At 54.8% G+C, this 24,045-nt stretch carries 18 protein-coding genes; 12 read left to right on the top strand and 6 right to left on the bottom strand.

Annotation, left to right across the window (positions count from 1 at the left end):
• On the top strand, positions 1–159 hold the full coding sequence (locus ABX962_RS06600) for a sigma factor-like helix-turn-helix DNA-binding protein (protein ID WP_372717755.1): 159 nt from the start codon (positions 1–3) through the stop codon (positions 157–159).
• 217 nt (positions 160–376) lie between these two features.
• Here the strand turns inward: ABX962_RS06600 and ABX962_RS06595 are convergent, their stop codons facing one another.
• Positions 377–730: an ATP-dependent Clp protease adaptor ClpS gene (locus tag ABX962_RS06595; RefSeq protein ID WP_008706121.1), complete on the bottom strand. Its 354-nt coding sequence runs from the start codon at positions 728–730 to the stop codon at positions 377–379.
• A gap of 617 nt (positions 731–1,347) precedes the next feature.
• Here ABX962_RS06595 and ABX962_RS06590 point away from each other — a divergent pair.
• The 3 genes from ABX962_RS06590 (at position 1,348) to ABX962_RS06580 (ending at position 5,258) form a co-directional block, all read left to right on the top strand.
• Positions 1,348–2,730 carry a dipeptidase gene (locus tag ABX962_RS06590; RefSeq protein WP_372717753.1) on the top strand — a complete coding sequence of 461 codons (1,383 nt, stop codon included), beginning with the start codon at positions 1,348–1,350 and terminating at the stop codon, positions 2,728–2,730.
• A 5-nt stretch (positions 2,731–2,735) separates the two neighbouring features.
• Positions 2,736–4,010 (top strand): serine--tRNA ligase, encoded by a 1,275-nt coding sequence (gene serS / locus ABX962_RS06585; RefSeq protein WP_372717751.1) that lies wholly within the window; start codon positions 2,736–2,738, stop codon positions 4,008–4,010.
• 303 nt (positions 4,011–4,313) lie between these two features.
• Positions 4,314–5,258 carry a hypothetical protein gene (locus tag ABX962_RS06580; protein ID WP_372717749.1) on the top strand — a complete coding sequence of 315 codons (945 nt, stop codon included), beginning with the start codon at positions 4,314–4,316 and terminating at the stop codon, positions 5,256–5,258.
• A 99-nt stretch (positions 5,259–5,357) separates the two neighbouring features.
• On the opposite strand, the gene ABX962_RS06575 is transcribed toward ABX962_RS06580, so the two are convergent.
• The 4 genes from ABX962_RS06575 to ABX962_RS06560 form a co-directional block, all read right to left on the bottom strand.
• A complete protein-coding gene (locus ABX962_RS06575) occupies positions 5,358–6,251 on the bottom strand; it encodes a dihydroorotate dehydrogenase electron transfer subunit (RefSeq protein ID WP_372717747.1) in 894 nt (297 codons plus the stop codon).
• Positions 6,252–6,256: 5 nt separating this feature from the next.
• Positions 6,257–7,570: a pseudouridine synthase gene (locus ABX962_RS06570; RefSeq protein WP_372717745.1), complete on the bottom strand. Its 1,314-nt coding sequence runs from the start codon at positions 7,568–7,570 to the stop codon at positions 6,257–6,259.
• Positions 7,571–7,794: 224 nt separating this feature from the next.
• Positions 7,795–8,061: a membrane or secreted protein gene (locus tag ABX962_RS06565; protein WP_339937340.1), complete on the bottom strand. Its 267-nt coding sequence runs from the start codon at positions 8,059–8,061 to the stop codon at positions 7,795–7,797.
• 518 nt (positions 8,062–8,579) lie between these two features.
• Entirely contained in the window at positions 8,580–9,560 is a 981-nt protein-coding gene (locus ABX962_RS06560; protein WP_372717743.1) for a type I phosphomannose isomerase catalytic subunit, read from the bottom strand.
• 305 nt (positions 9,561–9,865) lie between these two features.
• Between ABX962_RS06560 and tatC the strand changes: the two genes are divergently transcribed.
• The 7 genes from tatC to ABX962_RS06525 all read left to right on the top strand — a co-directional run bounded on the left by tatC (position 9,866) and on the right by ABX962_RS06525 (position 20,726).
• Positions 9,866–10,891 (top strand): twin-arginine translocase subunit TatC, encoded by a 1,026-nt coding sequence (gene tatC, locus ABX962_RS06555; protein WP_372717742.1) that lies wholly within the window; start codon positions 9,866–9,868, stop codon positions 10,889–10,891.
• 162 nt (positions 10,892–11,053) lie between these two features.
• Entirely contained in the window at positions 11,054–11,815 is a 762-nt protein-coding gene (locus ABX962_RS06550; RefSeq protein ID WP_372717740.1) for an FkbM family methyltransferase, read from the top strand.
• A 972-nt stretch (positions 11,816–12,787) separates the two neighbouring features.
• A complete protein-coding gene (locus ABX962_RS06545) occupies positions 12,788–14,074 on the top strand; it encodes a DUF1559 domain-containing protein (RefSeq protein ID WP_372717738.1) in 1,287 nt (428 codons plus the stop codon).
• A 354-nt stretch (positions 14,075–14,428) separates the two neighbouring features.
• Positions 14,429–16,690, top strand: coding sequence for an FG-GAP-like repeat-containing protein (locus tag ABX962_RS06540; protein ID WP_372717736.1), 2,262 nt, complete (start codon positions 14,429–14,431; stop codon positions 16,688–16,690).
• A gap of 161 nt (positions 16,691–16,851) precedes the next feature.
• Positions 16,852–19,728: an FG-GAP-like repeat-containing protein gene (locus ABX962_RS06535; protein ID WP_372717734.1), complete on the top strand. Its 2,877-nt coding sequence runs from the start codon at positions 16,852–16,854 to the stop codon at positions 19,726–19,728.
• Between the two features lie 214 nt (positions 19,729–19,942).
• Entirely contained in the window at positions 19,943–20,119 is a 177-nt protein-coding gene (locus tag ABX962_RS06530; RefSeq protein WP_372717732.1) for a hypothetical protein, read from the top strand.
• 94 nt (positions 20,120–20,213) lie between these two features.
• Positions 20,214–20,726 carry a DUF1559 domain-containing protein gene (locus tag ABX962_RS06525; protein WP_372717730.1) on the top strand — a complete coding sequence of 171 codons (513 nt, stop codon included), beginning with the start codon at positions 20,214–20,216 and terminating at the stop codon, positions 20,724–20,726.
• Between the two features lie 76 nt (positions 20,727–20,802).
• Here ABX962_RS06525 and ABX962_RS06520 read toward each other — a convergent pair whose 3' ends face one another.
• A complete protein-coding gene (locus tag ABX962_RS06520; RefSeq protein WP_372717728.1) occupies positions 20,803–21,921 on the bottom strand; it encodes a multiheme c-type cytochrome in 1,119 nt (372 codons plus the stop codon).
• Positions 21,922–22,083: 162 nt separating this feature from the next.
• On the opposite strand from ABX962_RS06520, the gene ABX962_RS06515 reads away from it, so the two are divergent.
• Positions 22,084–23,484 carry a tetratricopeptide repeat protein gene (locus ABX962_RS06515; RefSeq protein WP_372717726.1) on the top strand — a complete coding sequence of 467 codons (1,401 nt, stop codon included), beginning with the start codon at positions 22,084–22,086 and terminating at the stop codon, positions 23,482–23,484.
• The last annotated feature ends 561 nt before the right edge of the window (positions 23,485–24,045 follow it).

Here is a 24,045-nt window from a genome sequence, read left to right as displayed (position 1 = left end):
ATGCTGCGGCTCGATCCGCAAGAAGCCAATGTGGTGCGGATGTACCATCTTGAGGGTAAGAGTTACCAAGAAATCAGCCAGAGTGTTGGCATGGCCGAAAACAGCATTGGCCCCGTTTTGAGCCGAGCTCGATCCAAGATGCGTGGCGAAGCCTCTTAGCCCTCGCGAGCGAATGTTGGGATCGCTCGGGTCTCTGGATCACGCGGCAAATACAGCGAAAGGGAGGCACGACTTCCGCTGCGACCGCCCCCCATTTTTTAGCCCCTGCCATTCTGGGACCCCGGCACATTCTGGGGGCCCTGGCACATTCAGATAGCCTGGCAAACTCAGGCCCTGGCAAAGCATCGAGGGCTACCTCGATCGTCACACCGCGTGATTATTCACGAACGGGTTCAATCGTTGCCGACATGCTGCCTTTGCAGCGTGCGATCAGTTCATCTTTGCCGAACGCATGGATTTGGTCGCGTTTCAGTTCGGCGTGCTCCAGCGTCGTGGTCAAGCAGATTGCTTTGCCGCTGTTGTCAACTTCCTTGGCAATTTGAAAGCCGGTTTCGATCGGATGACGAAACAGACTTTTCATCATCAGCACGACATATTCGTAGCTGTGGTCGGTATCGTCCCACAGCACGACGCTGTATCGAGGCTGTTTCTTTGCTTTGGGTTTCGTGCGACGGTCGACTTCGGGTTTGGCCACTTCGGGTTCGGCCACCATTGTTTGATGATCTGCCATTGCTGATCATGCTCCTTGCAACATTTGATGGTTGTTGACTGGTGTTATCAGTGAAATTGATTCAAGTAGGTTCAGGTTTCGAAGACGTTGAGTTTTCGAATGCGGGATGCGGGAAGTCACCGATTTGCATCGGTTTCGAGCCTCCCTCTTTTATCTTTTCTTCCTCTTTTCATTTTTGTGTCGCTTGGATCCTGCGGCAATCCTGAGGTGTGATCGAGGCAAGACATCGAAGCGAGCCAATGCGTCATTTTGGACATCAGCTTCGTCTTCATCTTCTAGCCAAGCTCGGTCATTTTCTAGCCAAGCTCGGAGTGTTGCAAATGGGGGGATACCAACCGGTGTTCGAATCGGTCGTTTCGGAAGCTTGCTGTCGAGCTTGCCCCCTAAAACGGCGGTGTCTCGACACTGCTATGGTAGTCTCCCCGATTCATAAAACGTAGGATTGCCTCACGTTTTCGTTCTCAGCGACAAAGCTATATTGTAGCGCCGTCCCAGATCGGTCGGCAGTCCTGATTATCAGGTTTTTGAGCCTCATGCGGCAATTTTCGGTCGTACGATGGCAAGCTTTAACGACACTTCCGTGTTTTCCCCCGTTCAAAATCCCCCAGTCCGATTCGATGAACTTACCCGATTTGTTGGACACTCTGGCTAAAAATTCCGATCGCCATCTGGGTGATTTAGTCGAGTGGTTGAAAATTCCTAGTATTAGTAGCGACACTTCCCATCGCTCGCAGACCGCTGCGGCGGCCGATTGGGTCGCCGCGAAGTTGAAGCGGGCGGGTTTGGCAACCGAATTGATCCCTACCGAGGGGCATCCGATGGTGTTCGCGGAAACGCCCGCGGTACCCGGCGCTCCGGTCGCCTTGGTCTACGGTCACTACGACGTGCAACCGGTCGAGCCGCTCGCGCAGTGGCATTCGCCTCCCTTTGAACCCACCGTTCGCAACGGCAATCTGTATGCGCGTGGGGCGACCGACGACAAAGGCCAAGTGCTGACTCATGTGCAGAGCGTTTGTGATTGGTTGGCGACCGGCCAGCCGCTACCGCTGCAAATCAAATTCTTGATCGAAGGCGAAGAAGAGGTCGGCAGCGAAAATCTGGAACGGATGCTGCCGAGTCTCCGCGACCGATTGGCTTGCGACTGCGTTGTGATCAGCGACAGCAGCCAATACGCCGAAAACCAGCCCGCAATCACCTACGGGCTGCGGGGGATCGCAACCTATGAACTCGAAGTCAACGGACCGAGCCAAGATTTGCACAGCGGTTCGTTTGGGGGGGCGGTAATGAATCCCGCCATCGCGCTGTGCCATTTGCTCTCGTCGATGGTCGATCGCGAAGGACGCATTCAGATCGAAGGCTTCTATGATGATGTCATCGAACTGAGCCAAGCGGAACGTGATGCGTGGGCTCAATTACCGCAATCGGACGAAGCCTTTGCCAAAGCCGTCGGCGTCAGCGAGCTGTTTGGTGAAAAGGGCTTTACCAGCGACGAACGCCGCTGGGCCAGACCCACCTTTGATATCAATGGATTGCACAGCGGGCATCAAGGCGAAGGCGTCAAGACGATCATTCCGGCTACCGCGTTAGGCAAATTCAGCTTCCGTTTGGTCGCCAACCAAGACCCGGTCAAATTGACCGCCGCGATCGAGCATCACCTGCAACAGCATGCCCCCACTGGGATTCAATACACGTTGAAACCCGATCACGGCGCCCCGGGGATGCTGGCTAATCCAGAGAGCCAGTATGCGGTCGCGGCGTCACAAGCGATTGAAACGGCGTTTGGAGTCGCACCGGTGATGATTCGCGAAGGGGGATCGATCCCAATTGTGACCCGTTTTCAAGATGTGCTGGGATGTGATTGTCTGTTAATGGGGTGGGGATTGTCCGACGACAACACTCATAGCCCCAACGAAAAATTCAAAATTCAAGATTACCACCGTGGCATTGCGGCATCGGCGATTCTGTGGAATGAACTCGGAAAACTAAGCGAAAGCAAATAGAGACTATGCTCGATCGAAAATTTATCATTCAGAATGCTCAAGCGGTCAGCGACAACTGCAAGCGTCGTGGGGTCGACTGTGATATTGAAAAACTTGTCCAGCTCGATGAGCGTCGACTCGTCACGCTGCAAAATGCCCAGGATCTGAATCGGCAAGCCAACGAGGTCAGCAAAGGCATCGGCGGAGCGAAGGATGCCGAAGCGCGTCAGCAGATGATCGAAAAGGGACGCCAACTGCGTGAGCAGAAAGATGCGGCACAACGCGAGCACGACGAGCTCGAACAGCAGATCAGCGACATCCAAGCTCAGATCCCAAACCTGACGCACCCCGACGCACCCACCGGCGGCGAGGAGGATGCAAACGAATTGTCGTTTGGCAAAACCGCGAAGCCAAAGTTTGATTTCAAACCGCTCGACCATCTCGAACTGGGGGAAAAACACGACCTGTTCGACTTCGAAGCGGGGGCGCGGGTGGCCGGAGCCGGTTTCTACTTTTTGCGAAACGCGGCAGTGCGGCTCGATTTGGCACTCCAGCAGTTTGCGGTTTCGTTTTTATCCGAGCGAGGATTCACCCCTGTCAGCACCCCTGACTTGGCACTGACCAGCGTGTTGCAGGGAACTGGGTTCAATCCGCGAGGCCCGGAGACCCAAATCTACAGCATCGAAAACACGGAATTAAATCTCGTCGCGACCGCCGAAATTCCGCTCGGTGGGATGATGTCCGGACAAACGTTGGAGCTGGAGAAGTTGCCGATCCGGCTGTGTGGTTTGAGCCACTGTTTCCGCACCGAAGCGGGCGCCGCAGGACGTGCATCCAAGGGGCTGTATCGCGTTCATCAATTCAGCAAAGTCGAGATGTTTGCGTTTAGTTCGCCTGACCAAAGCGACGCACTGCACGAAGAAATGCGGTCGTTGGAATGCGAGATTTTTGACCAACTCGAAGTGCCCTACCGCGTCATCGACACTGCTAGCGGCGATCTCGGCGGTCCCGCGTACCGAAAGTACGACCTCGAAGCTTGGATGCCAGGACGTGGCGAGGCGGGCGAATGGGGCGAAGTCACCAGCACGAGCAATTGCACGGACTATCAAGCACGTCGCTTGAACGTTCGCTTCAAACGTGCTGGACAAAAGGGAACCGAGTTCGTTCACACCCTCAATGGGACTGCGGTCGCGACCGGGCGAGCCATGATTGCCATCATTGAAAACCACCAGCGGGGCGACGGTTCGATCGCGATTCCGAAAGTGCTGCAGCCTTGGGTGGGATCCGATCGGATCGGCTAACCTAGCAAGCCGGGCCAGATTCTCTCTGCTTTACTGCTGATTGGCATTGACACCCCGCTGCCGCAGTTCTTAGCTTCCCAATGGAATGAGAAACGGGTTGATTATTGAGCGAATTTAGCCATTTTGAGCGATTTGCTTGATCGGCCTATATCGAATTGTCCGATGGAGCGAAAGGATGTCGCTTAATCGGATTCTAGTGGTTCAAGGTAGGCAGGGATGCTTTCAAAACTTGCAAATAACCGTCGTGCACTCGTTGCCGCTTGCGTGACAGCTTCGTGTCTCTCGCTGGGATGTCGTTCCAGCATGAGACCGTTCAACATGTTTGCGCGGCGCAGCGAACCTTCGGCCGAAGCGCTCGCAGGAGCGGGGCCGACGAAAACGTACCCGGCGCCCCCAAGCGCCACGGCGACCCCCGAAGCGATTGCTTCGGTTGCCGGTGGTACCGCCGAGCCGAAGACCAATCTTGGCACTCGAGGCTCGACGCAATTCGCCAGCAGTGCTCCGAAGACGCCTTCGTTTGGTGCCGGCGATGTCTCGTCAGGCTTTGCGACTCCTGCGTCGGTTAATATGTCGGCGGCACAAGCCAACGGGTTCTCCGGAGCCCCGCAAACCGCCTCGTACTCCAACACCGGTGCCCCCAACGCAACGACCTCGGGTTACCAATTCGGCAAAAAGTCATTTACGCCGAAGGCGACCGAGTCGGTTGCCACGACCCCAGCGTCGATGTCCCCGTCATCCATTTCGACACCGTCGACATCGTTGCCCGCCGGACAACAAGCACCGTCAAGCTACGCTGCGGCGTCGGCGTTCACGCCGCCATCGATGGCGGCGTCTAGCAGTGCCAACGCCCAGCCCTCGGCCGCCCAGCCCTCGGCAGCGGCGAGTGCATCGACCGGAACCGACCTCGGAACCAGCGGATTTACGCTGCCGAGCGATTTTACCGGCAGCAGTGCCAAGCCAGCGACGACAGCTACCGATGCGATCAGCACTTGGGCACCACCAGCAACGGCCGCTCCGACTACACCGGCCGCCACAAGCACCGCGACTGCAAACGCAGCGTCGGAGCCCTCGACAACCTCGGTTGCAGAAACCAAAACCGCCGCGGCGATCAGCAGCACTTCGGATGCTCCGGCGAGCAGCCAATTGCCATCGGGCGGAAGCGGTTATATGCCCGGCAGCACGGGAGGCTCGTCGGCCTATCCTGCCAGCAAGTATCCCACCAGCACCTCGGGATCGTTCTACCGCTAGTAGAGCAGTGTCGCCCGACGTCTCGGACGTCGGTATTTGCAAGCGTCACGATTTACAGACGTCACGATCAATGGACGTCGGAGACGTCCGGCGACTCTGTTACCAACACACATCGTTGGCGTTAAAGATCGGGCCTTCGACACAGGTCCGTTTGTAGTCCCAAGGATCGGGACCCTCTTGGCGAATTTTTGCCACGCATGAAAAGCAGACCCCGATCCCACACGCCATCGGGGTTTCCATCGATACGTCGCAATCAATGTTGGCGTCGGCACAAACCTGTGCCACCTTTTCCATCATGATTTCGGGGCCACAGGTCACCACGCGAATCGTCTCGTCTTTGGGCAATTCGGCAAGTCGGGCTGCGAGCACATCGGGCACCAATTGACGCACGCCTTCGGAACCGTCGTCGGTACACAGTGTGACTTGGAATTCGGCACCGCGAAAATCGTCAACGCCTGCCAGCAGTGCCTTTGAGCGTGCTCCATAGATCAGTTCCACCTGCTTGCTCCATCCGTTTTCGCGAGCCGGACTGCCAAACGATTGCGATCCCATCGCTTCACGGCCAAGCATCAACATCGGCGTTTGCCCGATGCCGCCCACGGCCATGATCAAGCGGTCACATCGCGTGGGGGAGAACCCGTTGCCAAGCGGTCCCCATACGGTGACCGCGGTTCCCAGCGGTGAAGTGGCGAGCGCCTCGGTCATGACTCCTTTGCGAAGGTAGACCAAGTCGATGTAGGTCGGCGTTCCTGCGGAATCCGCTGTCACGTTATAGACCGCCAACGCGCGACCGATCAGCGGCGCGTCGGTACCGGCAAGCCGGATCATCACAAATTGGCCCGGCACGACGGTGGACGCAATCGCCGCAGCGGCGATCCGCAACCGATACGTCTTTTCACCGACAAGTTCGTTTTGCTCAATGACCGATTGGACTTGAGCCATCTTGTCGGCGTAGTACTTTGCGTGCAGCTTGGTATGTGGCAACTTCGACATGGATCCTACGGTCTTCGTTTCTTTTTCACGTTACGGTTGCGGGACACTGGGGCACCCGGTTTTCCTGCACCACGGGCCGGTTTTTTCGTCGTGCGACTGCCGCTGCCCGATCTACTGCCGCTGGCTGATCGACTGCCGCTGGCGGGGCGACTGCCGCTGCGTTTGGTGCCGCCCCGTGCGGCGGTTCGGCCCGCAGGTTTGGCTCGCTTGGTCGATGTTTTCTTTCGTTTTGCCGGCTTCGTTTCCGACTCTTCACCGCCGATGATGACACCTGATTTCGGTGGCGGCTCGTAGCTTGGCGATCGCTCGATGCGGACGCCGCCCTTCTTGACGCCTCCTTGCTTGACGCTGCCGGATCGTGATTCGCTGCTGCGTCTTGATCCGACTGGTTTGGGACCCGCCCCCCTGGATCCCGACGTCTTTGCACCGGTCGTTTTTCCCGAATCTGCGCGGTACTTTTCGGTCTTGTTTTTGGCGATAGCGGTCTTGGATCGAGGCCGCCCTCCTTCTGCGGTTCCGAGCTTGATCGATTCTTCGGCAGCAACCCGCAGCTTTTTGACTTCGTCGCGGCCGAGCACACGGTAGGCACCAATCGGCACTTCACCCAATCGAAGTGGCCCGACGGCGATTCGGCGAAGCTGTTGTACTTTGTGCCCCAAGCGAGCAAAGATACGGCGGATTTCGCGGTTCTTGCCTTCGCGAAGCGTCACCTCCAACTCGGTGGCCTTGCCCTTCGCCTTGATGATCTTGGCGCCTTCAACACGCACGAAGCCTTCGGCGATGTAGATTCCCTTCTCCATCTGCTTCATCGCTTTGACGTCCACCTTGCCGGCGACCACCACGCGATAGACTTTTTTGATTTGATACTTGGGATGGGCCAGCTTTTGAGCCAATTCGCCATCGTTGGTTAGCAGGATCAGCCCTTCGCTGCTGCGGTCCAATCGTCCCACCGGGAAGACGCGTTCCGTCGGCGGCACCATGTCGATCACCCGTGGGCGACCCTGAGGATCCGAGTTGGTGGTGACCACGCCGACCGGTTTGTTGACCGCGTAATAAACAAGCTTCTGGGCCCGCAGCGCGGTACCGTCGACAAAAACCTTGGCCTCTTTGGGATCAAACGTGCTGCCCAATTGGTCGACGATCTTGCCGTTGACCTCGACGCGTCCCTCGATGATCAATTCTTCGCACTGACGGCGACTGCCAAAACCGGCGGCCGCCAGCAGTTTTTGCAGACGAATTTCAGCCCCCTTTTCAGATGACGCTTCCGATTTGGAGGCGCGGCGTGGGGATTTCGATTTTTTGGAGCTTGGGCGTGGCATTCGTGTTCTCGGACCGTCGACATGGACTTACCGACAAAAGGTACCAGAACAATGCCCCTTTGTGACGGAGGGACTTTTTGATTCGGGAAAGAAGTTTGGGGAAAGTAGGCAAACCAAGCCCGTCATGACGACTGACCGAGCCAATTCCGCATCCATTTAGTTGAGGGAACGAAAGTCTTCGCGACTTTCGCTACGAAAAGTGCCAAGCGTCGCTGACATCCGTGTTAACGCCCCAACCACGGCATGGCGTCAGGAATCAAGCGGTTGCGGACCGGTTCGGGCAGCGGTTGCTGGTAGCTCGGCGGGCGCGAAGCGGCCTCGTACGGCGCAATGTCGTTCTGTGGAAACGGATCATGGACGATCGCGTTGGCTTGCTGTTGGTTCATTGTCCCCGCCGGGGGGAGCCATCCGCCGCCTCGGCATCCGGCGAAGCAGAGGAACAAGAGAGAAACGCCGAGTAAGGCTGGAATATTCAGTTGTGTGGTTCGCATGCGTCCGATTCCATTGGATTGCCACGGCCGGGCAATGCGATCCACCCAGAACAGCTTAATGCTCTTGGGAAGTCACAACCCATTTGTGGGAGAGTACGAAGTCTGGTAGCAAGCTGCCAAGAGGAACTTTGGGAGAGGTGGCAGCTGAAGGGAGGTCTCAGTCCTTCATGCTTGTTTATCGAAATCGACGGAAGCGAGAATTCAATCTCCTTCGCATTTGCTAGCAAGATCAGCTCTGCGGAGGGGCGATGGTGCCGATTATGGCGTCCGCAAGAGCGAAGTGGAGCCGTTGGCTAGCGGCCTTGTAGCGGAAGCCGGCAAGACCTTCGGCCACCTGATTTTGTCCTCTGATCCGAGCAATCCAAAGGCTCACGCACGAATTCCGCTATTTCAAGATCGAGCGATGCCGTAGCCATGCAAAGACCACCCACTTGGTGTCTGCGTCGACGGCATGACGTGATTGCTCCAAGCTCCGCTATTTTGGTCCACCGTTTTTCAGTGGCGCTATACTGTGATCATTAACATACTGCGATCATTTCGAGCGCAGTGCTGTTTTCGGCTAAATCGACGCGAACGTTCCCCAATGCGGCGGGCAGCAATAGTGAATCGCCGGTGGAAAGCTGAATTTCTTCGTGTTCGGTCGTGAGCGTGGCGGAGCCTTTGGGGATGGTGATGATATGAAAATGGTCATCGTCTCCAAATTCTTCTCCCCGTTGGGGCTGCGGTCCACTTTCGAAGGCCCGCAGTACGAATTTGTCACACATCACGAGCGTTTGCCAGGCATGGACGCCCTGTTTGACCTGGATCGGCTGAACCGGGCCGCGATCGAAATTCGTGACTTCGATTCCGGCTTGGATATGCAATTCGCGAGCGTTGCCCTGGGGATCGACCCGATTCCAATCGAACAGTCGGAACGTGGTGTCGCTAGATTGTTGGATTTCAGCGACCAGCAGTCCGGCACCTAATGCATGCACGGTACCTGCGGGGATAAACACGCAGCTGCCGGGTTGGGGGTGAAATTGGTGCAATACCTCTTCGGCGGTTCCTCGCTCGATCGCGTTCCGTAGTTCGGTTTCACCCACCCCTGGTTTGAGCCCTGCGTAGACGACGCTATCGGGTTTGGCAGCCACGATATACCATGCTTCCGTTTTACCCCGATCCGGAATCGTCATTTTTGCCGCGTAATTGTCCGACGGATGGACTTGCACCGACAACACCCGATTACAATCGAGGTACTTTAGCAGCAAAGGAAATTGTTCTTCCTGTGCCTCGCCCATCAGCCATTCGCGGTGGTTTAACAGCAGCTCGCGAAGACTTTTTCCTGCTAAGGGGCCTGACTGAACCACGCTTTGGTCGGCGCCATGATCGACAACCTCCCAACTTTCCGCGTAATTAGCGTCATCGCCAATCGGTTTGCCCAGTTGTTCGCCAAGTAGACGCCCACCCCAAAGGGTCTGTTTTAAAACGGGCTTGAAGCGAAGGGGATATGGCTCAATCATGGACACAAATCGAAGCTTTCAGGTTTTTCGAGACTTGAATGGACGATGGTGACATCGACAACCAGGATGCGTTGATAGACTAGTGCCGAGGTGGTCACATCACGGCGTTTTTACGAGCGTGATGATTTCACTTTCTCAGCCGCGTGACGACCCTTGGCTAGCAAAAACGCTCTGCTCGAATTCGTCCGCTTGGCTTTCCAATCGTTTAAAACTGCACACACTCTCTCCCTCTCCGACTTTTAACCAAATTATCTATCGTGGATCGACCGGCACTTCCTAAAGACGACCTCTTCGAAAACTCAACGATGACCTTCGGGGAACACCTCGAAGAGTTAAGGTCGAGTCTGGTCAAGGCAATTATGTGGCTTGGCGTCGGATTGTGCGTCGGGCTTTTCTTTGCCAATGACGTGATTCGGTTTATCCAGTCACCACTGCAAGGTGCGATTCAGCAATTTAATGCGGATCGGGATTTAACCAGTCTAGGTTATAGCGACTTGGACGATCCTGAAATTCAGCCACTTCGCGAATTCTTAATGCAAAATGCGCTGGTTTGGGAAACCATCTACGAGGTGCCCAAAGAACTGCAGACGTTGGCCCCCGATGCGATCGAGTCGAACCTTGATGCCGCCGATGACGGCGAGGCACCCGCCGTGACGGTCAAGCCCTATGCGATGAAGGAATTGCTGCAGAAGTTGCCAGACCCCTCGGCGCTGCAGCCCAAAATCCAATTGCGTCAGAGCAAGACGAGCGTCAGTTCGCTGAAGATCGAAGAGCCCTTCATGATCTGGGTCAAAGCTGGTCTGATTGTCGGCGCCGTTTTGGCGTCGCCAATGATTCTGTATCACCTGTGGGCGTTTGTGGCCTCAGGACTGCATGCTCACGAACGCCGCTATGTCTATTTGTACATGCCGATCAGTGTGATCTTGTTCAGTAGTGGCGTCGTGCTGGCGTTTTTCCTCGTGCTGCACTACGTCCTCACCTTCCTGTTGGCGTTTAACGGCAGTATGGATGTGGCGGTTGAGCCGCGGTTGACCTACTACGTCAACTTCGTCTTGATGCTGCCACTTGGGTTCGGGATCGCGTTTCAATTGCCATTGGTGATGTTGTTCCTGCAACGCATTGGCCTTTTTGAAACCGAAGCCTACATCCAGAGTTGGAAAGTGGCGGTGTTGGTCATTTTCGTGATGTCGATGTTGCTCACTCCGGCGGATGTCACCAGCATGGTTGCCTTGGCGGTTCCGTTGATGTTCCTCTACTTCCTCGGGATTTTGATGTGCAAATTCATTCCTCGCGGACGTGGGCTTGGCAGTGCGGCGTATGATCCTGCGTAAATAACCGGGGGTGGCAATCACGAACGCTTCAGGATTCACGTTGCCCGCGATCGCGCTTCCGAGGTATCGTGGGGGGGATCCGGAATTTCTCCCTCGCGACAGGGTCTCTCGGTGCGTGAGGGGGGGCCTTTGCCGCCGTTATTAAGAATGGAATCCAGCGTCATGCCAAGTATTGTCAAGGATTGGACCGCCCGCACCCGCCATCAAGTGCAGAAAAGGATCGGTTATCGATTCCTTCGCACCAAGCGTTTTGGCATCGATTGGCTCGACGATGCGGCACGTATTGCACGCGAAGGCTGGCATCCCTCGTTTGCTAAGCTAGATGTCGTCTTTGACGTCGGCGCCAACATTGGGCAGACCGCATCCAAGTTGGTGCAGCGGATTTCACCCAAGTCGATCTATTCCTTCGAACCGGTCCAGTCGACGTTTGTCCAGCTGCAAGCCAATACAAAAACGCTGTCCTCGGTTCACTGTTTGAATTACGGGCTCAGCGACGTCAACGCCAACAGTTCGATTCATATCTACCAGTCCAGTGTGTATGCATCGACTTGTGATCGGACGCCAGTGATGTCGCCCGAGAATGAAACGTTCTTGCGGACCGAAACGATCAAGCTACAAACGCTCGACAAAGTTCGATCCGAACTGGGAGTGGAAAAGATCGATCTGTTGAAGATTGATACCGAAGGGGCCGATTTGCGGACGATCCGCGGCGCCCGCGAATCGCTGCAAAGCAAGGCGATCGGATTGATTGTGTTCGAGTTTTATCGTCCCTCGGATCTCTCGGGGACCAACGGAACTCTGTTTCCCGTAGACGAAACGCTTGTCTCGCACGGCTACCGCTTGGTCGCATTCTATACGGATCACGTTCACCCCGACCGGTCCACCGGCATCTACAACGCACTCTATATGCCCGAGCCTGAGTAGTGGCGAGCCAGAGCCTGCCCGAGCCTGAGCAGCCGTTACAGCGATTCACTTTTTTTAGGGATTTGGTGACGACAGCTGAAGAAAAAGCCGCTTACGAAAAGTCGATGCGTGAATCGATGCCGTAAGCTTCGCTCAGCGATCGTTGCAGGTCACTTCCCCGAAAGACACCCCGGAAGTTGCCAATGTCAGCTTCCGTTTTGGCCTCCTCTCTTTTTTCGGCCATCTTTCACTTTACTAGCATCGATAGGATGCCTCCCTGTGATCCGGACGAAAGTCACAAGTGAGAGATAAGATTCGGGCCAAACGAGGGTGTGTCAGCTTTTGCGACGGCCCAGCTTCTGGCCATCGAGAAAGGCCGCTGCGCTCTTGGCTGCGGCCAAATTGAGTTGCAGCCCTTGGCTCAGGGCAACGACTCCGTCGGGTCATGCAGCAAACTCTTGTCCCCGATGAGACTTCTCTCTCGTCATGAAGCACTTGGGCTCGATTCGAGTCAGTCCACGCCCGCTTTAAACACTCTGGATGGTGATTCTTGAGGCCGAATGCCGAACGCGCAAACGAGCCGCATTTTGGTAACGAACTTCCGTGAATTTAGCGGTCAAATGAAGCGTCCGTCCGGCGATTAACGTCGCGGCAAAGCTTCTGCTGCAGACGGAGCGAGATGTAAAAGGGGATTCACGCTCCGCTGCGCGACATGCCTCTTCAAAGCTGCATCCAGCAGTAATCTGGATCATGCACCCGAGACAAATTGTCGTGTTCTCTCGGGTCACCCGCGCTCTAGTCTATATATTTCCGTCAAAATGTGCTTTTTTTTCCAGGCAACATCGATTTTTTATTGTCCCCCCTCGCGCGAAGGCGTTAGACTTGGCTCTGCCGAAGTTACGGTGGGGCAGACTGTTGTAAGTGCATTTTACGGTTTGGGTTTTTCCCCTTCGGCTCAATTCTCTGTACCCTTTTTTCTTTTGGAGCAGCCACATGCAGCGTCGAGATCATCAAAGACAGGGTTTTACCCTAGTCGAATTATTGGTGGTAATCGCCATCATCGGAGTCTTGGTGGGTTTGTTATTGCCCGCCGTTCAAGCAGCCCGAGAGGCCGCGCGTCGAATGAGTTGTAGCAACAATTTCAAGCAAATTGGCTTGGCGATGCACAACTATCACGCCGCCTATAATCAGTTGCCCATTCACGGTTCCGGAACCGGATTAGGACTCGCAGGGGCTGGTACTGGCTGGTGGCAAGCGTCCAACAGTTCGAACAAGTTAAACCTGAACGCGATGGTCGGCATGACGCCGTTCTTCGAACAGCAAGCTTTGTGGGAGGAGATTTCAAATCCCGATACTAAAACGGTAACCGGTGCCGCGCCGCCAGCTGATACAGGCATCCCGGGTGCGTGGCCAGCGATGGGGCCGAGTCCCAAGTCGTTTTCAACCAATCCAGGGTATATTCCCTGGTCGACGGAAATCTCAAATATCCGCTGCCCCAGCGACCCCGGAAATGGCTTGCCAGGGTTGGGACGGACGAATTACGGCATGTGCATGGGCGACTCTTATAGCGGCCAACGGCACAATCTTATGAACTTGGGTGCGGCGAGTGGAAGTGGGCCAGCATATGGACCACATGCCAGTGGAGGTACTGTTGCCAGCGCCAAATCGACCAATCGCGGAATGTTCCAGCTTTATGCCAACAGTAAGTTTCGCGACGTGCTAGACGGATTGTCCAATACCGTCGCGATGGGAGAGATCATTTCTGACTTGGGCGACCGCGATAAGCGTTCCTCCTACTCGTCACACCCTGCAGGTCCAGCTTCTAATGTTGAAAACAATCCGTCATGGTGCGTCGATACAGCTAATGAGATCGATCCTCAACGGCCACAGTTTTGGTGCCCACAAAGTGGTGGTGTTGGCTGCAATGCTCCGCCATCGCTAGTATCCAATGGGGTCGATAGCCGTGGTATGAAATGGGCTGCAGCTTTGCGTTCTGGAATATCTGACGTCTATACAGTACGACCGCCGAACAGCGAATTGTGTATTGGCCAATGGGCCGATAACGCTGGCAACTTCTCTCCTAGTAGCCATCACCAAGGTGGTGTTCATGTGTTAATGGGCGACGGTGCGGTGAAATTCATCACCGACTCGATCGAATCCGGAAATCAAACGGCTCCAATGATCTGGAATAACAACAATCCTGGTTCGAAGAGCCCTTATGGACTATGGGGCGCACTCGGCACACGTGCTTCGAAAGAAGTTATCGACAGTAACTTCTAGGTGCGTCGCTAATTGCTAAGTTGAATGCGAGATTGAACCTCGCCCACGAATCGCGGGCGAGGTTTTTCTATAGACCGTGCCCCCAACAGGTTTTTACTCAGGACGGACTCAAGTCCAATGGTCGTGAAAGATCGGTCCTCGTTCGAATCGCACCGGAGGCATGCGAGAGCAAAAAGTGTCGGGTGCTGTGTTGGTTGGCTGGGCAAACTGCCGATCGCGTGATGGCTGCTCCCGGTTCGGCCCAAATGCGGATAAAATCATCAAGCCCCTGCCTTCCGTTTTTTGGAGTTGTGTTGATGAGGCACGCTCATCGTCGGATGAGCCTCTTTTTGTCACTTGGGCTGAACGATTTCCATGGTAACTCTCGCACAAAGACTGACCCTTGCCGTCTTGGCGATTTCACTACTAATGAATGGTGTCGGTTGCCTGCCTAGTGCCGGCGTTGCGACGCAGGCTCAGTCCGAAAGTGAGTCTACCCAGGTCCCGTCACAGGGGGCTGATACGGACACGCATCAACGAATGATCAAAAAGCTGCGTGACGTTGACGTGTTTATGAAACAGCACAGCGTGATTTTAAGTGACAGCAAGCTGAATCAACTCACCGCTAAGGTCACGGAGGCAAAATCAAATGGAGATTTAGCGAGCTATATCACGCTGCAAATCATGATAGGTCAGCACCACACGAACATGGGACGAGGTGATGAAGCCCTCGTGTTTCTGCAACAAGCCATTTCGTTGCTACCGGAGATGCGTCAATCGATCACGGATTTCATGCCGCCATCGGAAGAGTCGGAATTATACGTGCTTGCCGCGCTAGCAGCGATTCGTAAAGCTGAGAACGAAAACTGTGTTGATTGCCAAGACGGACAAAGTTGTTTGTTCCCAATCTCCGGCAAGGGGATCCATGAAAAGCGTGTGGGCTCCGAACTTGCTACTGAATTTCTACGCCGCGCGTTGGAACTCAATGCATCCAATTTGCGAGCCGTTTGGTTCTTGAACATCGCGGCGATGACGCTCGGAGAGTATCCCGACTCGGTCCAAGAGTCGTTTCGATTGCCAGTTGCCCGCGTTAATTCGAGCGTCGCATTTCCTCGATTTAAAAACATCGCAGCCGACCTGGGGATTGACACTATGTCGCTTGCTGGCGGCGCGGTGGCTGACGATTTTGATGGCGACCACAAACTCGATTTCATTGTTTCTAATTGGGATCCCGGAGGAAATATTGAGTTTTTTCGCAACCGAGGCGACGGTACTTTTCAACGCATGACCGAAGCGGCCAACTTACTCGGGATCGTCGGTGGATTGAACTTAAATCATGCCGATTATGATAATGATGGTGACTTGGATTTGTTTGTCATGCGAGGCGGCTGGCTCGGCGCTCTCGGAAAAATTCCTAACTCGTTGCTCCAAAACGATGGCAAGGGTGTGTTTCGCGATGTGACCTTTGACGTCGGTTTAGCGGACAAGTTCTTTCCCACGCAAACCTCTGCATGGGCCGATTTCGATAATGATGGTGACCTCGATTTGTATGTCGGTAACGAGGATTTTCCAAACCAGTTGTTTGAGAACAGAGACGGTCATTTCCGGGATGTGGCTGCTGCCGTCGGTGTCGACGATCCATCGATGACCAAAGGTGTCGCCTGGGGTGATGTCAACGGTGACGACCGTCCGGATTTGTACGTGTCCAACATGGAGGGCGATAACCGCTTGTACATGAACCAGGAAGGTGGGAAATTTATTGATGTTGCCGCCCAGGCCGGTGTGACGAAGCCGCGAAACGGATTCCCGGTTTGGTTCTGGGACTTCGATAACGATGGCAACTTGGATCTCTACGCATCCAACTTTGAGCAGGGAATCGCGATCGTTGCCGCCGATTTTTTGGGTATCGAGTCAAAACGCGTAGCGGAATCGTCGTTTGGTAGGGATGCGCATTATCGCGGCGATGGCAAAGGTGGTTTTTCCAACGTCTCGCGGGCGCTCGGATTGACTGCCGTCACTCAACCGATGGGCTGCAATTTTGGTGATTTGGACAATGACGGGTTCCTCGACTTCTATCTGGGCACGGGGTATCCTGAAGTCGAAGCCATGGTGCCAAACTTGATGTATCGAAACGTAAAGGGAGAGCGATTTGTCGATGTTTCGGAGGCAGGCGGATTTGGACACCTGCAAAAAGGCCACGGCATCGCTTTCGCCGATTTTGATCTCGACGGGGATCAAGATGTACTTGCGGAGTTGGGCGGCTGGCTCGCGGGAGACGCGTTTCATAACGCATTGTTTCAAAATCCAGGATTCGATGCTCACTGGATCAAGATCGAACTGCGTGGTTCACAATCCAATCGGTACGGCGTCGGAGCGAAAATTCGATTGGATATCACCGATGCGGGGGTGCGGCGATCAATCCATCGCACGGTTGGCTATGGCAGCAGTTTTGGTGGCAATCCGTTGCAGCAAGAAATTGGCGTTGCCACTGCTGATTCGATCGATGTCGTCGAAGTTTTTTGGCCGACGACTCGGCAATCGCAACGGTTCGAGAACGTGCGCACGAACCAGACGCTGCGAATCGTCGAAGGGGCGAGTGCTGTGCAAGTCGTCGACGTGACAGGAGCACATCGATGAACTCGGCGAACTCAAGGGGGGCGACAAGAATTACGCCGGTTTTGGTTGCCTTGCCTCCGCGATTTGCGGGGGCGTGGAAGGGATTAGGGCGAATGCTCTTGATCATGTGGGTGGTATTGTTTTTTGGATGTCGTCCTTCGTCAACGACACAACGAGAGCCGATGCAGGATCAAGCCCCCGATCCGGCCGCGGAGATGCGGCGGGCGATGTCAGTGGGCGACTGGGGGCTTGCTAACCAGTTTTCGGAAAAAACGTTGATTGCCCAGCCCAACGACCCAGCGATTCTAGCAGACGTCGCGCGTGTGATGGCCATGAATCAGCGCCGACGTGAAGCCGCTCTTCTGATGGTCGAAGCGACCACTTTGGCTAGTTATCAACCGGAATCGCAAGTCGACTTTACCGTTCAAGCACTCATCGACGTGGGCGAAATATACGTCGCGATTGACTTTCTCAAGCAGGCGGTGCAAGTCGATCCAAAAAACGCCAAACTCCGCCGACAACTCGTCGGTTTTTTGGGTGAAACACTCCGCACGCAAGAGATCCAGCCGCACTTGCTCGAACTGTTTCGCCAGCGACAGTTCGATATTCCGCTGTTGGTGACCGTCACGGAAACATCGTCGCGACGATTTCTCGACAACTTCGCCGACATGTTGTTGCAGCGTAAGCCAGCGGATCGCCGTGTGCGACTTAGCGAAGCTTACGAGCGGTTTAGTGAGCTTGATTTCGATGCGTCGGAAAGCGTGCTGATGGACATACTTGAGCATCATCCGGACTTCGCGCCAGCGCAGACGCTTTATGGCCAAGTCTTGGTCAAACAACGCAGGTTCGACGAGTTCACCCAGTGGGCTGGGAGCGTGTCTGCGAATGCTAAGGTGTACCCAGAATACTGGCTTGCGCTGGGTGACTGGGCGAACGAACAGAAGCGATTCGCTGAAAGCTGTCATGCCTACTGGAAGGCAACGCAGTGCAATCCCAACCTGGCCGTCGCCTGGTCGAGTCTTGCGCAGTCGTTGGGATCACTGGCCGAGCCTGACGCTCCGACTGGTAACGACATTCACAACGAACAGTTGCAAGATATTGGGCAACGCATCAGTCAGCTTATCAAACTTCACACTCTTTTTTTCGACTTCAACGACGATGGTCGCCAAAGCCAACAAGGTGCTGTGAAGGTTGCCCAGTGTCTAATGAATCTGGGACGCAACTGGGAGGCCGAAGCTTGGACCGCAGTCGCCACAACCCTCACTCAAGATCCATCGCAACAACTCACTCCGCTTCGCGAAGAGATTCACAAGCGACTCAAGCAGGATCCAAGCTGGCAATCCAAGCGAGGACAATTGGCGCTCAGCGTGAACCTGGATGATTTCCCGTCGGTGGTTGTGAACCGTGATGTGAACACACGGGCACGTGTGACGGTTGTTCCCCCGTTTGCCTCGACCGATCACTTGCGGCTTACGGACCAAAGCAAGCAATGGGGACTGGAGTCGGTCGGCGGTGAAAACAATCCAGACGAAGACGGCCTAGCACCGCTGATTCATACCAATGGTGTTGGCGGTGGAGCGATCGACTATGACTTGGATGGGTGGCCGGACTTGATCGTGATGGGTGCCGGCGGCATGATGCTGCGAACCGATTCGAAGCCCAACGAGTTACTGCGAAACGTCGGCACACGCTTTGTCAAAGTTACTTCAGCAACCGGAGTTGGCGATACCGGTTTCGGCCAAGGCGTCGCGTCGGGTGATTTCAATGAAGACGGATTCCCCGATCTGTTCTTCGCTAACTTAGGGGAAAATCGGCTGCTAAGAAACAATGGTGACGGAACGTTTACCGATTGTACTGAAAGGCTTGGGGATAGCGCGACCGACTGGACAACCAACGCGTCGTTTTTTGACATCAACGGGGACGGATACACGGATCTATTCGTAACGAACTACTGCGACACGGTTCCTGCGGTGGGCCAAGCCTGTCTCAACGAAGAGGGGATGCCTGGCCCATGCCACCCATTGAATTTCCCCGCTAGCGGTGACCAAGTATTGGTTGCCCAAAGCGATGGGCAGTTCAAGGATGTTACTAAAAAGTGGATGCCGAAGGTATCGACGGGGCGCGGACTCGGCATGATTGCTGGGGCTCTTGATGGTAAGACGATGGGGGTCTTGATTGCCAACGACATGTCCGCCAATCACTACTATACGTTTGATGACGACAAGAGTCAGTTCAGTGAAAGTGCGGCAATTCGCGGACTCGCAGTCGATGGCCGGGCGATGCCCCAGGCATCCATGGGGATTGCCGCGAGCGACTTTGATAATGACGGCGATCTCGAGTTTTACGTCACCGGTTTTTCACGCGAATACAATATCTTTTACGAACAAATATCGCCCGGGTTTTGGCGTGATGAGACCAGTCGAATGAAGCTTGTTCAGCCAACCCTCATGACCGTCGGTTTCGGAACGCAAGCGATCGACTTGGACAACGACGGCGTCCAGGAAATCGCTGTAACCAATGGACACATCGGTGAGTTCAATGATCCTAAACATCCACCCTACAAGCAACCTTTTCAGTTGTTCAGTCGCAGCCAGCAGGGTGCTTTCAAGCTGCTAAAAGACGACGCTTGGGGTGAGTATTTTCGTGAATCACATGTCGGTCGCGCGATGTGGACATTGGATGTTAATCGTGATGGCAACCAAGATTTGTTGATCACGCATGCCTACGAGCCGATTTGTTTACTCGTTAATCAAACGCAGCAGAATAACCACAAGATCGCGTTTCGTCTGGTCGGTACACTCAACCAACGCGACGCCGTCGGTGCAGTGGTTCGCTTTGACTGCGGTTCGCGACAACAAACTTTGTGGGCGCTGGCCGGAGATGGATATCTCTGTTGTAATCAAAAGGTTCTCCGCGCGGGCCTGGGCGAAGTTGACCAAGTTTGCAACGTAACGGTCACTTGGCAGAATGGAAACGTGGATAAACTCGGTACACTCGATGCGGATTCTGAGTACCTCGTCGTCCAAGGAACCGAAGTGCCATTCAAGAATCGGTTGTAATAAATCATTGCTCTTGGGCGAGTTCCGGTAACCTTTCCGCACTAAGACCCGCTGCAAAAATTGGTTCTTACCCAAAAATGGACGAAAATGCGTGGCTGTGTAGCGACAGTCCATCGCAATGTATAGACTAGTTCGGTCGACTCGCATGTAGTGAGTTGAGTTTTGCCTGCTTAGGCACGTTTTCGATCAGTACTTCAGTGTTGAGGACCGTAACATGAAGAATGTGTTTTTGATGTGCGTTGCAATCATTTGTTTATCGTCGTTTTCCCTTGTTGGTTGTGGGTCGGGGACATCAACGACGGTCGTCGACGCGCCGCCTCCGAGCGAACCGGAAATGACTCCCGAAGAAGAAGCCGAGTATGCCAAGGCGATGAAAGAGTCGATGAAGTAAGACCGCGAGTTCGACCTCAGCGGACCTGCCAAGATGCGTGGCCAGACTTGGGGCCGAGTGCGAAGTCGTTCGCAACGAGTCTGGGTTACATCCCTTGGTCGACCGAAATCTTAAAAAGACGCTGCCCGAGCGGTCTCGGAAATTGCTTGCCAGCGTCTCGTCGACCAATCGTGGAATGTTTCAGCTTTATGCCAACCGTAAGATTCGCGACGTGCTAGAGGAATTGCCCAGTACCGTCGCGATGGAAGCGATCATTTTTGACTCAGGCAACCGCGGTAAACGTTCCTCCTACTCATCACATGCTGTGGCGGCAGCTTTGCGTTCTGGAATGTCCGGCGTCTGTACGGTTCGTCCACCGAATAGTGAACTGTGCAGCGGCCAGTGGGCGGATAATCCGGGATCCTTCTCGCCAAGCAGCTTTCACCAAGGCGGCGTCCATGTCTTGATGGGTGACGGTGCCGTGAAATTCGTTACGGATTCGATTGAAGCAGGCAATCAAAGTGCTCCGATTGTCACCAATAGCAACAACCCTGGTGCGAAGAGCCCCTATGGCCTGTGGGGCTCACTTGGTACGCGAGCTTCGAAAGAGGTTGTCCAAGATTTTTAATCGCGCCTCGATTATCAGTTGATTTGCATCGAACCTCGCCTGCATAACGTGGGCGAGGTTTTCTTTTGCTGACGCCTCAGTCCTCCGGATGCACCCGAATGTAGTGATCGTGGAATGTCATCCCTTGCTCAAAGCGTAACGGTGGCATGTGGCACTCGATGCAGCCTGTTTGGGGCGATACTGGACATGCGACGTGATCGGCGGTGTTCTCAGTGTGGCATTGAACACAGTCGTCAACGTACGCTTGGTTTGACTTTGCCGTCGACGCTTGATGGGGGTTGTGGCAGGTCGTGCATTTAAATTTGCCACGTGACTGTAGGTAACATTGACTGCGAAGCATTCCCACCGGCTGGAATCTCGCCATCAACCTCGGGTACTCTCGCAGTTGCTTCGGTGAAAAGTCGATTGGCAATCGGTGGCAATCACCGCATAGTTGCAATTCGGATTCGGCATTCCAGTCTTCGTTTCCAACCGAAAACGGGGGCGGGGTGTTCGATAGCCTGGCTTGACGCACATGCTCGCTGCCGGGGCCGTGGCATTTTTCACAGTTCACGTTGGGAATTAAGTCGACGATGTTTTTGTCAATGATTTTTCCCGAAGTCGTATGGCAATTCACACACGCATGCATATGTTCGTCTTGGACAGAGTTGCCAAAGAATTGAGCCATCGTCGTTGGCGAGCTGCCGATTTGCCCCGGTGTCAACCCAAAATGATCGTCGGCTGCAAACCACGATACTCGATGCTCGATCCCCAAGGTGTCTTCGTCGGCATCCGAAACGAGCGAAAGGAAGGTTACCGCGTTGTGCCCCGATCCCAACGCAAATTCCAGCGGAAAAGATTGATTGCTGGAGGCGTCGACACGTTTAACTCGCAAGCCATTTTCATCCATCAAGTACTCTAGTAATCCATAGGGTTCACTAGCATCGAGTGTTTTCCCAACAAACTTTTTGGCGATATCAGAGTCACGCGTGTTGACAAAAGTTGACGCATGCCCTGATTTGCTGTGCAGATGAAAATTCTCTTCATGACACTCGCCGCAAACTTGGCGGCCGACAAAGGTCGGAGTTAAACTGGCAGGACTGACAGTCGTCTCGAGGGCGAGATCAGTCGAATTCGAAGGAGAGTCGATCGGTCTAAGAAGCAGAGCGATTACGACCAGAGCGATTGCGATGACGACGAGAATGAGGCGACCCAACGTTTGCTCCCAAGAATGTATGCCGGATTGTGGCTTCGACTTCCAGACGCCTCGAATTCTAACACGGTCGAGTCCCCCCTGAACCGTGAGACGCGATATTTTAGAAAGTCGAGTATGCTTAGGGTTCAAAATTTTCTAGCACGAGCGTTGGGAACTAAAGAATTGATATTTCGATGCTGTAATCGCAACTTCATCGGAGCGATCGGATGTTGCTTGTGGGTTATTTCCTGCGGTTGCACGCCCGAACAGTCGCTTTCGGTGCCTGCGGATCCTGTGGCCGAAGCGCCGCCTGTTCCGCCGGAACAGCTTGCTCCGGTCACTCCGGAAATCGACCTGCCGTCGTTGTTACTCACCGCCACACAAGCTCTTGAGACCGGGCACGTCGAAGCTGCCGGAAATTCCATCCGCAAAGCGTTTGCGATGGCCCCCGACAATCCGCAAGTCGTCTTCATGATGGCATTGGTGCTAGGCGAGGAGCATCGCTATCCCGAAGCGATCATGATGCTGGACGAGCTGGCTGAGGCTGTGCCTGAGACGCAGCTGCCGGCGTTGGGCCAGACCGCAGAGTGGTTGGTGCAATCTGGAGACTGGGAGGCAGCGGAAACTCGCTACCGAGCAGTGCTGGATGTGGTCCCGGATGCTGCGATGGCTCATCGTCAGCTCGCGCAACTTTTGATGCGTCAGGGACGGCGACTCGAAGCCTCGCTGCATCTGAAAGCATTGTGCGAACAAGGTAACGTCGAAGAAATTGAACTTCGTTCGCTGCTGAGTCTCTCGGCACCCTTCGCGGCTGATGCATCACGGGAACAACTTGACCCGATCGGTTCGCTTGGCAGAGCTCGTGCGGCAGCCGGCAAGGAGCAATGGGATCTCGTGATCGCGGAACTGAAGTCCACAGCATCCCCGACGCCTGCAGAGTCGGCACTGCTGGGGCGTGCTTATGCAGAGCAGAAGGATTTTGCATCGCTAAAACAGTGGAACGAAAGTAACACGGTGGCCGACAATGTGAACGCAGATGCATGGTTCGCACGCGGTGTATCGGCCGCTCACGAGCAGGAAGATCGCCGTGCCGTGAAGTGTTTTTGTGAAGCAGTCCTGCGTGACTCGACCGATGCCGACGCGTATTTCCAATTGGCGGCGTCACTAAATCGTTTAGAGGCGACGGTCGAGGACGTAAGAACAGAACAAGCCGAAATGGTTCTGCAACGCGCCAAGTCGCTCGCGCGAACTCGCGAGATTGGTCAACAATTGGCCCAGTCAGATCAACGTGACTTGAGGGAACTGGCTGAGTTGGCGAAGCGACTCGGCGACCTGGAGCGTCCACTCGAATCGCTCTCGTGGCAAGCGGTTCGAATCGCCTACGGCCGTTCCAGCATTGCCGAAGATGTTCTGCAGTTGCAGCTCGTCGAGATCAATCGTCAACGAATGGAACTCGTAAATAATCCACAACCTCCCAGCCGCTCGTTTGTGCTCTGCGGCATTGATCACGAGTCGATCGCGATCGACGATGAAACCTCAGTCAAAGGGGAACAGCAGCGCCCGAACGATTCAAAGAACGAATGACGGGGGTGGGCGTTTAAGCCGCTTGAAACTCTGTCTGCGTTCTAGCGGTGCGGCGCGGGGCCCAATGCCATCGACTTTGGGCAGCGCGCGGCGCAAGCCGTCCGCTTGCGGCGAGTAAAACCTTCGAATGAGACCGGGCTTGCGCCGCACCGCTACAAAACACCCACCTTGTCTATTGCCGTGGTAGATGGCATTGGACGCCCGCCCTTGGGAATTGCGGAATATGTCGTAGTGTTGTCTTGCCGGTCTGACGCTTGGCTTGCGGTGCGTGTGCCGGGTTGGAGGGCTGAGTGGCGGCGTTAATCGCTTGCTAATTACAGGACTAAGGGGGTTGCCTGGGGGGTTGTGGGTGGTAATATAAATCAATTGATCGGTCTGCTCATTTCTTTCCACCGCCTCGATCCAGCGATCCTGCGATAGCACTTGTATGAACCCGATCGATCCCCCACGACTCTGCGGCGAATCACTTGGGACGGTCCGTTTCAAATGCCACCCCGAGGATTTTCAGGTCGAAGAACTGCTCGGTTTCCAGCCGTCTGGTGATGGCGAACATTGCCTGGT

It is taken from the genome of Novipirellula sp., from assembly GCF_041583735.1.
Taxonomy (GTDB): Bacteria; Planctomycetota; Planctomycetia; order Pirellulales; family Pirellulaceae; genus Novipirellula.
This window is presented reverse-complemented; position numbering and strand designations above follow the sequence as displayed.